Annotated in this window: 13 protein-coding genes; 11 read left to right on the top strand and 2 right to left on the bottom strand. The window is 57.8% G+C overall.

The window, feature by feature from the left end; genetic code table 11:
• Nucleotides 1-510 precede the first annotated feature (510 nt).
• From DU506_RS19385 to hypE, 11 genes are read left to right on the top strand one after another with little or no spacing between them, the layout of a single operon-like run.
• Nucleotides 511-1,668, top strand: coding sequence for a 4Fe-4S dicluster domain-containing protein (locus tag DU506_RS19385; RefSeq protein WP_114488511.1), 1,158 nt, complete (start codon nucleotides 511-513; stop codon nucleotides 1,666-1,668).
• On the top strand, nucleotides 1,661-2,545 hold the full coding sequence (locus tag DU506_RS19380) for an FAD/NAD(P)-binding protein (RefSeq protein WP_235825798.1): 885 nt from the start codon (nucleotides 1,661-1,663) through the stop codon (nucleotides 2,543-2,545). Before DU506_RS19385 ends, DU506_RS19380 begins: the two co-directional genes overlap by 8 nt.
• The gene (locus DU506_RS19375) at nucleotides 2,545-3,354 is read left to right on the top strand and encodes an NADH-quinone oxidoreductase subunit B family protein (RefSeq protein ID WP_114488510.1); all 810 of its coding nucleotides are present in this window, start codon (nucleotides 2,545-2,547) and stop codon (nucleotides 3,352-3,354) included. Before DU506_RS19380 ends, DU506_RS19375 begins: the two co-directional genes overlap by 1 nt.
• Nucleotides 3,344-4,645: a Ni/Fe hydrogenase subunit alpha gene (locus DU506_RS19370; protein ID WP_114488509.1), complete on the top strand. Its 1,302-nt coding sequence runs from the start codon at nucleotides 3,344-3,346 to the stop codon at nucleotides 4,643-4,645. Before DU506_RS19375 ends, DU506_RS19370 begins: the two co-directional genes overlap by 11 nt.
• Nucleotides 4,642-5,181: a hydrogenase maturation protease gene (locus tag DU506_RS19365; protein ID WP_114488508.1), complete on the top strand. Its 540-nt coding sequence runs from the start codon at nucleotides 4,642-4,644 to the stop codon at nucleotides 5,179-5,181. Before DU506_RS19370 ends, DU506_RS19365 begins: the two co-directional genes overlap by 4 nt.
• A 4-nt stretch (nucleotides 5,182-5,185) precedes the next feature.
• On the top strand, nucleotides 5,186-5,416 hold the full coding sequence (locus DU506_RS19360; RefSeq protein WP_114488507.1) for a HypC/HybG/HupF family hydrogenase formation chaperone: 231 nt from the start codon (nucleotides 5,186-5,188) through the stop codon (nucleotides 5,414-5,416).
• Nucleotides 5,409-5,780 carry a hydrogenase maturation nickel metallochaperone HypA gene (hypA, locus tag DU506_RS19355; protein WP_114488506.1) on the top strand — a complete coding sequence of 124 codons (372 nt, stop codon included), beginning with the start codon at nucleotides 5,409-5,411 and terminating at the stop codon, nucleotides 5,778-5,780. The genes DU506_RS19360 and hypA overlap by 8 nt, the downstream gene beginning before the upstream one ends.
• 16 nt (nucleotides 5,781-5,796) lie before the next feature.
• A complete protein-coding gene (hypB, locus tag DU506_RS19350; RefSeq protein ID WP_114488505.1) occupies nucleotides 5,797-6,549 on the top strand; it encodes a hydrogenase nickel incorporation protein HypB in 753 nt (250 codons plus the stop codon).
• The gene (gene hypD, locus DU506_RS19345) at nucleotides 6,546-7,661 is read left to right on the top strand and encodes a hydrogenase formation protein HypD (RefSeq protein WP_114488504.1); all 1,116 of its coding nucleotides are present in this window, start codon (nucleotides 6,546-6,548) and stop codon (nucleotides 7,659-7,661) included. The genes hypB and hypD overlap by 4 nt, the downstream gene beginning before the upstream one ends.
• Nucleotides 7,649-9,895, top strand: coding sequence for a carbamoyltransferase HypF (gene hypF / locus DU506_RS19340; RefSeq protein WP_114488503.1), 2,247 nt, complete (start codon nucleotides 7,649-7,651; stop codon nucleotides 9,893-9,895). Before hypD ends, hypF begins: the two co-directional genes overlap by 13 nt.
• Nucleotides 9,882-10,895, top strand: a complete 1,014-nt coding sequence (gene hypE, locus DU506_RS19335) for a hydrogenase expression/formation protein HypE (RefSeq protein ID WP_114488502.1) — start codon at nucleotides 9,882-9,884, stop codon at nucleotides 10,893-10,895. The genes hypF and hypE overlap by 14 nt, the downstream gene beginning before the upstream one ends.
• Before the next feature lie 86 nt (nucleotides 10,896-10,981).
• Here hypE and DU506_RS19330 read toward each other — a convergent pair whose 3' ends face one another.
• The gene (locus DU506_RS19330) at nucleotides 10,982-12,715 is read right to left on the bottom strand and encodes a PilZ domain-containing protein (protein WP_114488501.1); all 1,734 of its coding nucleotides are present in this window, start codon (nucleotides 12,713-12,715) and stop codon (nucleotides 10,982-10,984) included.
• 402 nt (nucleotides 12,716-13,117) lie between these two features.
• Nucleotides 13,118-14,140 carry an RNA-guided endonuclease IscB gene (iscB, locus tag DU506_RS19320; RefSeq protein WP_422822349.1) on the bottom strand — a complete coding sequence of 341 codons (1,023 nt, stop codon included), beginning with the start codon at nucleotides 14,138-14,140 and terminating at the stop codon, nucleotides 13,118-13,120.
• Nucleotides 14,141-14,148 lie beyond the last annotated feature (8 nt).

The following is a 14,148-nucleotide window of genomic DNA, read 5'->3' as shown; positions in this document are numbered from 1 at the left end:
GCACCGCCTGACCACAGGGTAAGGGGCGCCCCTTACCCTGATAGCACGCGCAGCAGGGGCCAAGAGACGGCACAAGACAAGGCTGTAGAAGGCGAAAGCACCTTTCCAACCGCAGGATCGCTTACCCTGCGGAAAAACCAACGAAGGGACGCTGCTTCTGCGATTCGCGCCCCTTAATCCGACAGTCTCCTAGGCTTCTAACGCTGCCGGTTAACGAATAGATGTGCTGATACTTCTCTCGCTTGTAGCCGCTCACTCCAGTCAAGATGCTCCAAATACCACGGCACGGTTTTGTGCAGCCCTGTTTCAAAGGTTTCACGTGGCTTACAAACGACTCGATGATTTTTTCTGAGTATTGATCGCAACGCGCCTATTGTGCCCGCTACGGTCCGAAGTGATCAATGCAAAGGGCTTCCATCCGTCTGGGGCCAGCTTACTCGCTCTAGAAGTACGCGGTTTTTCGCGCCAACGGATAAACCTGCTAACTTGAGATAAGTGGCTAGTGAACACATGGGGCGCAGAATCTTACCGGGGGTCGACGTGGATGATGTCTTTAAAGACCTGGAGCGTTATTTCCTTCCGCGACAGAACTTCCAGTCGTTTATTGACCAGTTGATCTTGCAGGGTTTTGACTGTGTCGGTCCCGTCATGCGTGACGAGGCCATTATCTTTGATCGTCTCGATACGGTTAGCGAATTACCGCAGGGAGCTTACGACCGGCAGGCGCCCGGCTATTATCGGCTGGAAAGTAGCGGGGATGCGCGCTGGTTCTCATGGGCCAACGGGCCACAGGCCTTGAAGCCCTATCTCTTTCCCTCTCGCGAGGTACTCTGGGAAGGTACCGTAGACGAGAATGGTGGCCTAAGCTTTAAAGAACGGATAGTTGAGCCGAAACCCTTGGCCGTGTTGGGAGTACGCGCCTGTGATCTGGCAGCCCTTGCCATACATGACGCGCACTTTCTGAAAGAGCCTTCTCCGGACGTCCATTACGCGCGTCGTCGCGAACAGCTGTTCATCGTGGCCGTCCATTGTAGTCATCCGGCCTCGACCTGCTTTTGCGTTTCTACCGGAGACGGTCCGGCAGCAACCGGCGGGTATGATATTGCGCTGGCTGAATTGGATGAAGGTTTCATTATCGATGCGGGCAGCGATCGCGGAAAACTGATTCTGGATCAGCTTCCCTTGTTGGAGGCTGACGAGGCGCAGCTTGATCAGACTCGTCGTGAATTGGATGCAGCGGTAGCCGTCCAGACGCGCGCGCTGCCCGAAGGCCCCCTTAACCGAATACTTTTCGAGAATCTGGATCACCCCCGATGGGATGACGTTGCCGAGCGCTGCCTGGCGTGTGGCAACTGCACCTCCGTGTGTCCAACCTGTTTTTGTGCGAGCGAAAACGAGGTGCCTTCTCTAGACGGCCAGACCAGCGAACACTGCCGTGAGTGGAGTTCCTGCTTTACCCAGGGGCATTCCTCTATCAGCGGGCACGTTATCCGGCCGGACATCCGTACGCGCTACCGCCAATGGCTTACCCATAAACTCGGTAGCTGGATTGACCAATATGGCCGTAGCGGCTGTGTCGGTTGCGGCCGTTGTATTGCCTGGTGTCCGGTGGGCATTGACCTGACGGAAGAAGCTGCAGCGATTTGCAAGGATGCCAGCGATGAGTAATCCCAGCCTAGCTCATGGTGGCCATACCGCGCCCCAAGTGCCTACTACCATCTCTCGCATGCCGATGGTGGCGGAGGTTGTCGAGCGCATCCAGGAATCGGACAGGATTTTTACCCTGCGCTTGCGCCTGAGGAATCCGGAGCAGCGGCGGGCATACCGGTTTGCACCAGGCCAATTCAACATGCTTTACCTGCACGGCGTTGGAGAGATTGCCATTTCTATCGCCTCTGATCCGGATGAGCCCGAGATTCTCGGGCATACCATCAGGGCGACCGGGCGGGTTACCGATGCCATGGCCAGGCTGGATGTTGGGTCGCAGATCGGACTTCGTGGTCCCTACGGCCAGTCCTGGCCGCTAAAACAAGCCGAGGGTGCCGATGTACTGGTAATCACCGGCGGTATTGGTTGCGCACCGGTTGTCGGGGTTATTAATTATGTTTTGATGCGCCGGCAGCGCTACGGAAAACTCACTGTCATTCAAGGCGTAAAGCATGCGCAAGACCTTATCTGGCGGGAGCGTTACGATTATTGGCGCACCTTCCCCAACACACAGGTTCTGGTAGCAGCCGATCACGGTGGTCCCCTCTGGCCGTTTCACGTCGGCCCCGTAACCGAGGTATTCGATGATGCCAAGATTGATCCTGAAGGCACCATAGTCATGATGTGCGGGCCAGAAGGGATGATGATCGCCGGCACGAAGGACCTTTTGCAGCGGGGCGTGCCTGAACAACGCCTCTATTTGAGCATGGAGCGCAACATGCAGTGCGCGGTGGGGCACTGCGGGCACTGTCAATTCGGTGATCAGTTCCTCTGTCGACAGGGCCCCATCTTTAAATATCCCGCTGTAAAGCGCTTGTTGGGCATCAGGGGGGTTTAATGCAAACAAGTACCCTGGGACGCAAACCCCGCATGGCGGTGCATAAGTTTGCCTCTTGTGACGGTTGTCAACTGACCTTTCTGAACATGGGCGAGACATTGCTGCAACTGGCGGACATGGTCGAGCTGGTACATTTTGCAGAAGCCGGACCCGTGGCTCCTGACGCGGAGGTAGATATTGCTTTTATCGAGGGGTCGGTAACCACGGAGCATGATCTGCAGCGCATCAAGCAAATCCGCTCTAACAGCGGCTTCATCGTAGCCTTCGGCGCCTGCGCCACGGCTGGAGGTATCCAGGCGTTACGCAATTTTGCGGATGCCGGGGAATGGCTCAGCGCGGTTTACGCCAAACCCGAGTATATCGATAGCCTTGCCACCTCCACACCCATGTCGGACCACATCAAGATCGACCTGGAAATTTGGGGCTGCCCTCCTAACAAGGACCAGGTGCTTGGCGCAATACGAGCGTGGTTATATGGCACCTTGCCGGAGCAAGCTCAGGACAAGGTTTGCATGGAGTGCAAGCGCCAACAAGCAGTGTGCGTACTTGTCGCCAAGGGCATGCCATGCATGGGACCTGTCACGCAGACGGGGTGCGGAGCGCTTTGTCCGAGCTTCGGTCGCGGCTGCTATTCCTGTTATGGGCCCGCAGAAGCGCTTAATACTGCTTCGCTCGCCGGGTGGTTTGAAGGGTTGGGCCTCTTGCCGGAAGAAATTACACGTCATTTTCGGCACATCAGCAACAGTGCGCCTGAGTTCCGCGACGCGGCCGCCAACATCATATCTACGGACGCCGACCATGGTCACTAATAAACGGACCGTCGCACTGCATGTTCCGGTTCTGGCTCGGGTCGAGGGCGAAGGGGCTCTGCACCTGCGTATCCGTGATGGTCAAATCGAAGACTTGCACCTGGAGATATACGAACCCCCCCGCCTGTTCGAGAAGTTTCTTGAAGGCCGCTCCTATGAGGAACTGCCGGAGCTGGTGGCACGCATCTGTGGCATATGCCCGGTTGCCTATCAGATGAGCGCCATCAATGCCGTTGAAAGCCTGTCGGGGACGGATCCCGGGCCTTGGGTGCAGGCCATGCGTCGGCTCATGTATTACGGTGAATGGATTCAAAGCCATGCGCTGCATATACATTTGCTGGCCGCGCCGGATTTCTTCGGCTACGACAGCGCTATCACCATGGCCAAGGACTACCCGCAGATCGTCAGGCGGGGCATGCGCCTGCAGGGTCTCGGTAATGCACTGATTCGCTTGCTGGGCGCAAGATCCGTTCACCCGGTCGGCATCAAGGTGGGGGGCTTTCACCGTGCGCCTTCCATGCAAGAGGCGACGGCACTGAAAGTCCAGCTCGAAGATGCCTTGCAGGATGCACAGGATCTTGTTGCATGGGTGGCGGGCATTGCGGTTCCCGACCGGGACCAGGATGTGACGCTGCTGTCACTTGAAGAACCGGGCGACTATCCGATTCTCAACGGTAAGATTGCCTCCAACCGGGGTCAGTCTTTTGCTGTTTCGGACTTTGAAAAGCACATCGTCGAGCATCAGGTGGCCGAGTCCACCGCCTTGTTCAGCCTGTTCAACGACCAGCCTTATCTGGTCGGGCCCTTGGCCCGGCTAAACCTGAACCTGGACACTTTACCCGAATCGGTGCGAACGCTTGCCGTAAAGACCGGGATCGACTGGCCTTCCGGCAACATGTTCCACAGCATGGCGGCACGCGCCATTGAAATCTGCTATGGCATCACCGATGCCATCCGGATTCTGGAAGACTACGGAGAGCCCGACACCGCCTCTGTCCCGGTCAAGCCTCCCGCAGGTGTCGGCTATGGTGCTACCGAGGCGCCGCGGGGCTTGCTCTGGCATCGATACGAGCTGGATGAGGACGGCTTGATCCGGAACGCTCGCATCGTACCGCCGACCAGTCAGAATCAGGCCCGCATCGAGCGGGATTTGCAGCATTCCCTGATGGCCTTTGGCCTGGACAAGCCGGACAAGGAGCTGCAATTGCACTGTGAACAGGTCATTCGCAATTTCGACCCCTGCATTTCCTGCGCCACTCACTTTCTCAGATTGTCGACGGAGCGCCTATGAGCCACTGGCGGGTGCTGGGCATAGGCTCGCCCTTCGGCGACGACCAGCTGGGCTGGCGCCTCGTTTCAGCGTTTCAGTCTCTGGATAACACCACAGAGCCCGAAGGTGCCACGCAATGCTCGGCGTTGGCTCTCGACAGGCCCGGCAGCGGATTGATCCAGGCACTGACAGGAGCCCGGGGAGTTGTCGTGGTTGACGCCCTTCAGAACATGGGGCAACCGGGACGTATCCATCGCCTGGCGCTGGCCGATCTGACCCAGGCTAATGGCTGCTTTTCTTCTCACAGCTTCGGCGTGGCCGAGGCGCTGGCGCTCGCGGATGAACTCGCACTGCTTCCCCGGCATCTGTTGATTCTAGGCGTCGAAATGTCTGAAGTCGAAATGTCCGAATCAGTGTTCTGCGAAGAGGTTTCGCCAGCGGTTGCTGCCGCCGTTCCGAAGCTTTGTACGCTTATTGACGAAACGTTATCCGCATGGACATCAACGAAACATCAAGCGCATGGCGCAGCCGTTGGCCAGGCCTCAATAGCGAGGTGAAAACATGTGTCTAGGCGTACCAATGAAAATTGAAACCATTGAAGACGGCGTTGCCCGCTGTCAGGCCAAGGGCATTTTTCGTGAAGTGAACCTGATGCTGATGGAAGGCACGGCCCTGGTTCCCGGAGATTTCGTCATGGTGCATGTGGGTTATGCGATCCAGAAAATCGGCCAGGCAGACGCTCGCACCTCATGGGAGCTGCATGACGAGATGGCGCGGGGCAGTCATGCATGAGCTGAGCCTTTGCCGGAGCCTGCTCCGCCAGATTCTGGAGGTGGCGGAACAGCATCGGGTCCTGGCCGTAACCGTTGTGCGCCTGCAGGTCGGTCCTTTGTCCGGCGTCGAACCCGAACTGCTGAAAACCGCCTTCCCCCTGGCAGCGGCGGGCACCCTGGCTGAATCAGCAAAACTGAACCTGACGGCAACCTGCATAGAGGTCTATTGCGGCAGTTGCAAAAAAAGATCTCGGGCAGCATCCAACCAGCTTAGTTGTACCTCTTGCGGTAGCTGTTCCACCCAATTGGTCAGCGGTGACGAATTGATACTGGAGAGTGTCGAGCTGACCCTCGACGAACTATCCGCGATAAAGTGCCCGTAATTAAAAGGAGCAGATCATGTGCGTAGACTGCGGTTGTGGTAAGCCACCGGGAATTTCCGGACCACAGGAAACAGCGTCCATTTCGCTGCTACAGAACCTGCACCAGCAGAATCAGGATCTTGCCGCCCATAATCGCGAGCACTTCAGTTCAGCCGGCACACTGGTACTGAACCTGATGTCTTCACCCGGGGCAGGCAAGACCGCACTGCTGGAAGCCACGCTGCGGACGTTGCAGAAGCACTACCGGTGCGCGGTTCTGGAGGGCGATCTGGAGACCGAGCTGGACGCGCAGCGCATCCGCGCCCTGGATATTCCGGTCGTTCAAATAACCACTGGCAGTGCCTGTCACCTTGATGCCCAGCTGGTGCACAACGCCCTCCATGGCATGGATCTGGCGGAAATTGACCTTCTTTTTATCGAAAATGTCGGCAATCTGGTCTGCCCCGCAAGCTTCGATCTGGGCCAGCATCTGAATGTTGTCCTGCTGTCAGTCACCGAGGGCGACGACAAGCCTGCAAAGTACCCTGTCATGTTCAGAACCGCAGACCTGCTGGTCATCAGCAAACTGGACCTGCTCCCTCATGTGGGTGATTTCCGGATTGACCGGGCTGAAAACTTTCTGCGTGCCCTTGCCAGCCCTGCGCCCATCATATCGCTGTCCGCGCGAAGCGGAGCCGGCCTCGACGAATGGCTTGCATGGCTGCACGCACACAAAGCCCAATCACCGGTTGATGAAGCCAGGGTGGTTGAGAATGGAGGTGCAGGGTGACTCCTGAAGCCAGGCACTGGCTGAACCTTATTCACGGGCTACCCTTGGATCGCACCCTCAAGATCATGAATGTTTGCGGTGGCCATGAGCGATCCATCAGCCTGGCGGGTTTGCGTACCGTGTTGCCGCGAAACATCGAGATCATTCCAGGGCCGGGATGTCCCGTCTGTATCTGCCCTGAGGAAGATATTTATCAGGCCATGCGATTGGCACTTGATGAGCGGGTCCTGTTGTTAGCGTTTGGGGACATGCTGCAGGTGCCCGTTAACCTGCCACGTTCACAGCCGCGATCACTCGATGCTGCGCGGGCCGCCGGCGCCGATATTCGACCGATTGCCAGCCCTATGGATGCGGTGGCCATTGCCCGGGAACATCCGGAGCGCGAAGTGGTGTTTTTTGCGGCGGGGTTTGAGACCACCATGGCACCGGTTGCGGCGCTGCTCGGGCAAGATCTTCCGGATAATCTTTCCCTGCTCATTTCAGGGCGGCTCACCTGGCCCGCTGTGGCAATGCTGCTTGAGTCGCAAAGCTGCGAGTTCGATGCCCTGATTGCGCCCGGCCACGTCGCCACCATCATGGGGACCGAGGAATGGCAGTTCGTTCCTCAACGCCATGTCTTGCCGGCAGCCGTGGCCGGATTTACCCCCGAATCCCTGCTTGCGGCGATCTATTCATGCCTGCGACAAACCCTGGAGGGCCGTTCCTTTCTGGATAATTGTTATGCGGAAGTTGCGCTCCCGGATGGCAACCCCACGGCACAACGCTTACTCAAGAACGCCTTTGACGTTGTCGACGCCAACTGGCGTGGCATCGGTATCCTTGCTCGCTCCGGCTTCAACCCGAGGGAGGCTCACGCCTCACATGATGCACGAGTTCGCTTTTCCGATCACAGCCGGGCGTCGCGTCGTCGCGCCGGAGAGATGCCGCCCGGTTGCGCCTGTGCCAACGTCGTCATGGGACAAATTTATCCCAACCAGTGCCCGCTCTACGGTCGTGGATGCACGCCGAGAAATCCAGTCGGCCCCTGCATGGTGTCGGACGAAGGCGCTTGCCGGATCTGGTGGGCCAACGGTGTCCGTAGCCACAGAGAAACGCCGATATGCCCCGACTAGAAGAGCAGGGCGCCTGCCGCTGGCTGATAACCGGCCGGGTCCAGGGGGTAGGGTTCCGACCTTTCATCTATCGCCTTGCCAGAGAGCTTGGGCTGAATGGCTTTGTCCGGAATCGATCCGGCACCGTGGAGGTCGTGACCGAAGGTGATGCCAGCTGCATCGACGCTTTTGCGGCGGCGGTGCAACAGCAGGCGCCTTCGCTGGCTCTGCCAACCATTGTTTCGCGTAAAAAAATTCCTGCCGGGTTTCATACGGACTTTCGAATCCTCGCAAGTAGCGTTGGCGATACCGATATTCATGTTTCACCGGATTATGCCGTCTGTGCACGCTGCTTTGAAGAAATGCAGGACCTCTCGAACAGGCGCTATCGCTATCCGTTTATCAACTGTACTGAGTGCGGCCCGCGTTATAGCCTCATCAAGGCCATGCCTTATGATCGCGCCCAAACGACCATGAGCGAATTTACGCTATGCGCTGCATGCAGGGCGGAATATGCGAATCCTAATGATCGCCGCTTCCATGCCGAACCTCTCGCTTGCGCCGCCTGCGGCCCTGAGCTCTGGTTTAGCGAACCAGGGCGCATTGCGGTTCATGGCAATGAGACCGCACTGGCAAAAGCCGTGGCTCAGCTAAGGGCCGGCTTGATCATTGCCGTGAAAGGGGTAGGGGGCTATCACCTGATGGTGGATGCACGCAACGAGCGCGCCGTGGCAAGACTAAGAATCCGTAAACACCGACCCCACAAGCCGCTCGCGGTTATGTTTCCTCTGGCGGACAACTTGATTGCGTTACATGGCGCAGTCATCGCTGATCAACTGGCACTGTCGGCGCTCTCGGCAACGGATAGGCCTGTGGTGCTTCTGCCCAAACGCCCACAATCAAGTCTGGCGGATTGCATTGCTCCCGGCCTGAGTCAATTGGGCGCCATGCTGCCTTATAGTCCGTTGCACCAATTGCTTTTGCAGGACGTTGGCGGGGCTCTGGTCACTACCTCAGCGAATATAAGTGGTGAACCCGTGGTGACCGAGCCGAGAGAGGCCGAGACATTGCTGGCAAACGTCGCGGATGGCTTTTTACATCATAACCGGTCGATTCTACGGCCGATCGATGACTCCGTGGTTCAACCTTGTGCAAAAACAATCCGTGCCATACGGATAGGCAGAGGGCTTACACCACTTGAACTGAAACTCCCGCGGCCCATTGCTTTTCCCATATTGGCCACTGGCGCACACCTGAAAAATACCCTGGCTCTGGCCTGGGGTAACCGGGTGGTTATATCCCCGCACATCGGCGATCTCGATAGCCGGCGTTCCCAGGCGGTTTTTGCTCGCACGGCAGCGCAATTACAGAGGCTTTATGACGTGAGGGCAGAAGCTGTTATTTGTGACGCCCACGACGGTTATGCGAGCACGCGCTGGGCAAAGGGGTGCGGGCTTGCGCTGCAACCTGTGGGGCACCACCAGGCGCACGCCTCGGCACTGGTGGGCGAATGCCCCGAGGTTACTGGTAACTGGCTGGTATTTGCCTGGGACGGTGTGGGGCTGGGGTCGGATGGCACTCTCTGGGGCGGCGAAGCGCTTCTCGGCGGGCCGGGACAATGGCGTCGTGAGGGCTCATTCCGGCCTTTTCGTCTTGCCGGGGGTGATCGTGCCGGCCGCGAGCCCTGGCGCAGCGCCGCGGCGCTGTGCTGGACTGCCGGTTTTGACTGGAATGCCTCTCCCATGGCGAAAGAAGCCTGGCAGAAGGGGCTAAACTGTCATGAAACCTCCTCAGCCGGTCGTCTCTTCGATGCCGCCGCTGCAATGATCGGTTTGATGGACATGGCGAGTTTCGAGGGCAAGGCACCGATGTGGCTGGAAGCCATTGCCGATCCGGATATTCCGGCGTTGCCCCTGCCATTGTATCGAGACGCTGAAAGAGTCTGGCGAACGGACTGGGCGCCGCTGATTCCTTTCCTGATGGATGGCCGGCAAAGCCCCGCAGCGCGAGCCGGCCTGTTTCAGGCCAGCATGGCCCTGGCACTGGTGAAACAGGCCCTCAGGATTCGCGCGGAGCATGGTGAGATCACTATCGGACTGGCGGGAGGCGTCTTCCAGAATCGCCTTCTGGTCGAACAAGCACTGGGACTGCTCGATGAGTGGGGGTTTACGGTCCGGCTCAATGAACAGGTGCCCTGTAACGACGCCGGCATCTCTTTTGGCCAGGTAATAGAGGCTCTTTATGGCGACTTCTGAAGCGGGTGTGATCGAGTTATGCCACGGTAACGGCGGTCGGCTGATGCATGAGTTGATTGAGAATGTTATCCGTCCCGCCCTAGCGAACCCTATGCTGGATACGCAACTGGATGCGGCTAAGCTTCCTGCGCTTGAAGGGCTACCAGTCATCACCACCGATGGCTTTACGGTTCAGCCTCTTGAATTTCCCGGTGGCGACATTGGCTCGCTTGCAGTGCATGGCACGATAAACGACTTGGCCGTCAGCGGCGCAGTGCCGCTTTACCTGACACTGAGCCTGTTTATCGAGGAGGGGTTCGAAATAAGCCGTCTGGCAAGGCTTATGAAAAGCTTGGGCCAGGCTGCGGCGTCGGCTGGGGTTGTCGTCGTTACCGGTGATACAAAAGTACTTCCCCGCGGCCAATGCGGCGGTATCTATCTGGCGACGACAGGGATAGGAGTCATGGCCCCCGGGACTAACCTGGGCATGGATTTTGTTCAGCCGGGAGATAAAATCCTGGTGAGTGGATCCATCGGCGATCATGGCACGGCCGTGATGCTGGCCCGCGAGCAGTTCGGCCTGTCCGGCAGCTTGCTGTCCGACTCCGCCAGCGTTCTTCCGCTGACTCGTGCTTTACAAGGCCTGGAGGGCGTTCGCTTCATGCGTGATCCTACACGGGGTGGACTGGCAACCGTTGCCCATGAGCTGTGTCGGGCCACTGGCCTCGGGATGAACCTCTGGCAGGAAGTCATTCCGGTAAGCGACCAGGTGCGTGGCGTCTGCGATTTGCTGGGATATGACCCTTATTATCTGGCTTGTGAGGGCCGCGTAATGGCTGTCGTTTCAATGAGCGATGCCCCATCGGCATTGAAGCGCTGGCAGGCGTTGCCAGCGGGTTCGCAGGCTGCAATTGTCGGTGAGATCCAGTCGAACCATTCCCGGGTCGTATTAACCACAGACTACGGGGGTGAGCGCATTCTGGAAGAATTGGAAAATGACCCATTGCCGCGTATTTGCTAAAAATATATTTAAAAACAAAAATTTATAGAGGGTTTGGCCTAATCGAACCAACAGGTTTGCTCGCATTTTCTGTGGGAAAGCTACCCCTACACTTTAAGAAACTTGACCCCATAATCCGCGGGGTTGACGACTTCTTGCAGCTTGCCGATCTGTGATAAATCTTCTTGGGTGATCGTGCTGTTGATATTGGTATCAGGAAAACGCAGGTTCTTGACAATATGAACCTGGATAGGCATGCCCTTGCCGTCGATGTCCATGACCCAGGCCAAAAAGCCCCCCGAGTATTTCGTCAGGCTGCCGATCGGGTACAGGCCATACACCTGGATGTACTCCACCAGCACCGCCTTGTCATAGGCCTCACCTGCCTCATGAATCCTGCGGTAGGCGTCAAGAGGTGTGCGGGGTGGGACGCCGTTACGCGCATGCATCAGCTTGTTGATCGCCTTGGTGACCGAAACCAGCCGAATTAGCGCCGACAGCTGCTCCTCATGCTTGCCGGCCGGGTAGCCGGAGCCGTCGAGTTGTTCGTTGGCGTTCTCAATGACATCACGGCAGGTAGGGCTTGGCTCCCAGCCTAATTCAAGCAGCTTCTCACGTAGTTCTGCCGCATGGCCGCTCAGAATTGCCCTCTGCACAGGATTCATATTGACCTTGAGCGACGGCAGCTCCGCGCTGATCAGCAGCGGCTTGCCCATGGTGTGCAACAAGGCACCCAGCACGGCTTCACGCACCTGGGGATCATGCGGGTCACGGGTCAGTAGCAAGTCGGCTAGTTGGCTGGCGACCTGAACGGCATGCCTGACCCAGTCCGGCTCGTCCCGCAGGAACGCCAGGGCATAGAGGAGAGCTTTGCGATCCTGTTCCACCAGGTAACGCAGGGTGTCGACGCAATCGTAGAAGATCTCGCTAGGGAATACGGAGCGAGTCCTCATGTGCATCAGACCCACCTGGAGCTGATGCGCCACGTCTATCACACCGCGTTCCATGGGCGACTGGCGAGCGCGCTTCTCACGCTCCTGGGCTTCTCGCTGCAAAATCTTCTTCTCTTTGGCGCCGGCAATGAACAGGGGAGAGTGATGGGAGAGCTTATCGTTGGATCCGGTACGAAAGGCCGCTTCTCTTTCCGACTCATTGACGTACTGTAGCAAGGTCTCTGTCTGGGACATCGTCAGGTTGATGAACTGAATACCGACCGCCGCGTAGCCATGGTTACCGAAGGGGCGTATATGTCGGACGGTGCCTTCGGAAAAAAAGCTCTCTCCGTTGGGAAATTCCAGTGACACTCCAGGTATGTTCTGGTCCAAGCTGATCGCTATGCTCTCCGCCAGATCGATGTCAACCATGCAACCACCGCCCGACAAGTTACGTAGCCTACCGGGCACGTTGAGTTCATGCAGGTAGACTTCGAGGCTGACGCGGGCCTGCATGCCGAGGATAAAGGGGATGCGAAGCGCGCCCCGGTTCTCTTGGACTAAAACCGATTCCGGGAGCTGGCACTCCAGACGGTAGAGAGTGCTGTCCATCTTGAGCAGCTTGGCCGCGACGTTGCTGAGACTGTAGGTCTGGCGCTCAATGGTGTGTAATCCCTGCAGGGCCTCTAGATCGAAGCTCACACCGCCGCTGACCAGATACCGCTCGATATCCGATCCAGCGTACTCAACGTCCAGCACCATACGCCCGGTACTCAGGCTTAGCTCCACTATCTCCGCCTTTAACGCATAGGGCATGTCCTTGGCATATACAGACAGCTCATGGGCGTGCTGGAGCAGCGAACGAATCACGGTCGCTGAAGGATTTTCGTACAGGGCGGGGATGGCCATCGGCAATACCTGTGCGTGCAATATCGATTTTTATTTACCTATCGGGGGAGTAGGTCTTTTTTTAATCTAGGGGCTGTTGACGTTCATGACTGAGGTATTCGCAGTATAAGTGCAAACCCACAGAGTAGAGGTTCCCAAGCCAACACCTTGGGAGTCCGCAATGCTTCGGCTGATGCTCACTGATGAACATTGGTCGAAGCTGGGACCTATCCTGCTTCACAGAGGAATCTACCGCAAGCACTCTCATTATTCCCACTGGCCTATCTTGTTGACCTCAGACTTGTTGACCTCAGACCGCTATCGGTGCTTCATCGTTTTGCGCGGGAAACCCGGTTGCTTTAGCGCCGGGAGGGATAGCGCGTCGTGCGCAGCACGACTCGGGGTTCCCTGTCCGCGCCTCCTTTAGTGTTGAATGGTGGGTAGTGGGTGGTAGCCGTAGCCATCACCGCGTTGCAGCAGGGTGCAGTGGCGCCAGGAAATCCCCTGGACCGCGCCTTGTTCTGTCTGAATATTGAAACTGCCGGTCTTGCGGATGGCCACGCGACCTATATGTGTCCCGGCCTTCTTGCCGCTGGGCACCACCGCCCTGACCCTATCGCCGGTCTGAAAGCCCTTCACTTGCTTTTGGCGCATCAGGTAGCCACGCGGAAAGCCGAACTTGTCGAGCCGGGTGCGCTGATAACTGCCGCGCCCCATGGCCTTGATGACCTGGGTGGGTACCCGCCAGCCTTTCAGGGTGTCGAACTTGCCGACACAGGCCGCATCCAGCGCATGGGTTTTGGGAATGCCCAGCNTGCCCAGCCGCTGACGGTTGTACTTGGTGCGACCGCCGCTGCCCACGGCGACGGGTAGACCAGTGGACTTCATTGCACCGAACAGTGCCCAGCGGGTGGCATTGACAGCGGTGGCATCCCGCAGCGGTAATTTGAGCTGGCGCTGGACGCGCTCAAGGCGGAATTCCGCCGACAAGCCATTGGCTTTGAGGCGTTTCTTGAGTCCCTTGTTGGTGGCAAAGAAATCAGCAAGCCACTGGCTGTCCTTGGCCTGGTTGCACTCATGGCAGGCGATGGTCAGGTTGGCCACCCGGCTAGAGCCGCCCCGAGATTTCGCTACCACATGCTCGATTTCCAGGGGTGTATCACCGGTGCCGCAATAGGCACACTCACGCCCCCATTTTTCCAGCAGGTATTCACGCACTTCATAGCCCAGGAGCGTGCCTTGCTGGTACTCGACCCCGGAAATCTCCGGGTTTTCCATCTTCTGTAGATCGAAGCGCACCAATTCCATGTTCAGATGAGTCACCGGCGCCCAACGGCACAGCTTGTCCACCCAGGCCATGGTCGTATCGACTCGGTGTTGCAGGCTGGGTGGTAGCCAGCCCTTCTTGCGCGTGCGGTTATCAAAACGCGGCTGACGATAACGCAGGTTCTTGC

Source organism: Vreelandella rituensis, from assembly GCF_003336665.1.
Classification (GTDB): Bacteria; Pseudomonadota; Gammaproteobacteria; order Pseudomonadales; family Halomonadaceae; genus Vreelandella; species Vreelandella rituensis.
The sequence above is the reverse complement of the archived record's forward strand: the minus strand, read 5'-3'. Positions and strand labels throughout refer to the sequence as shown.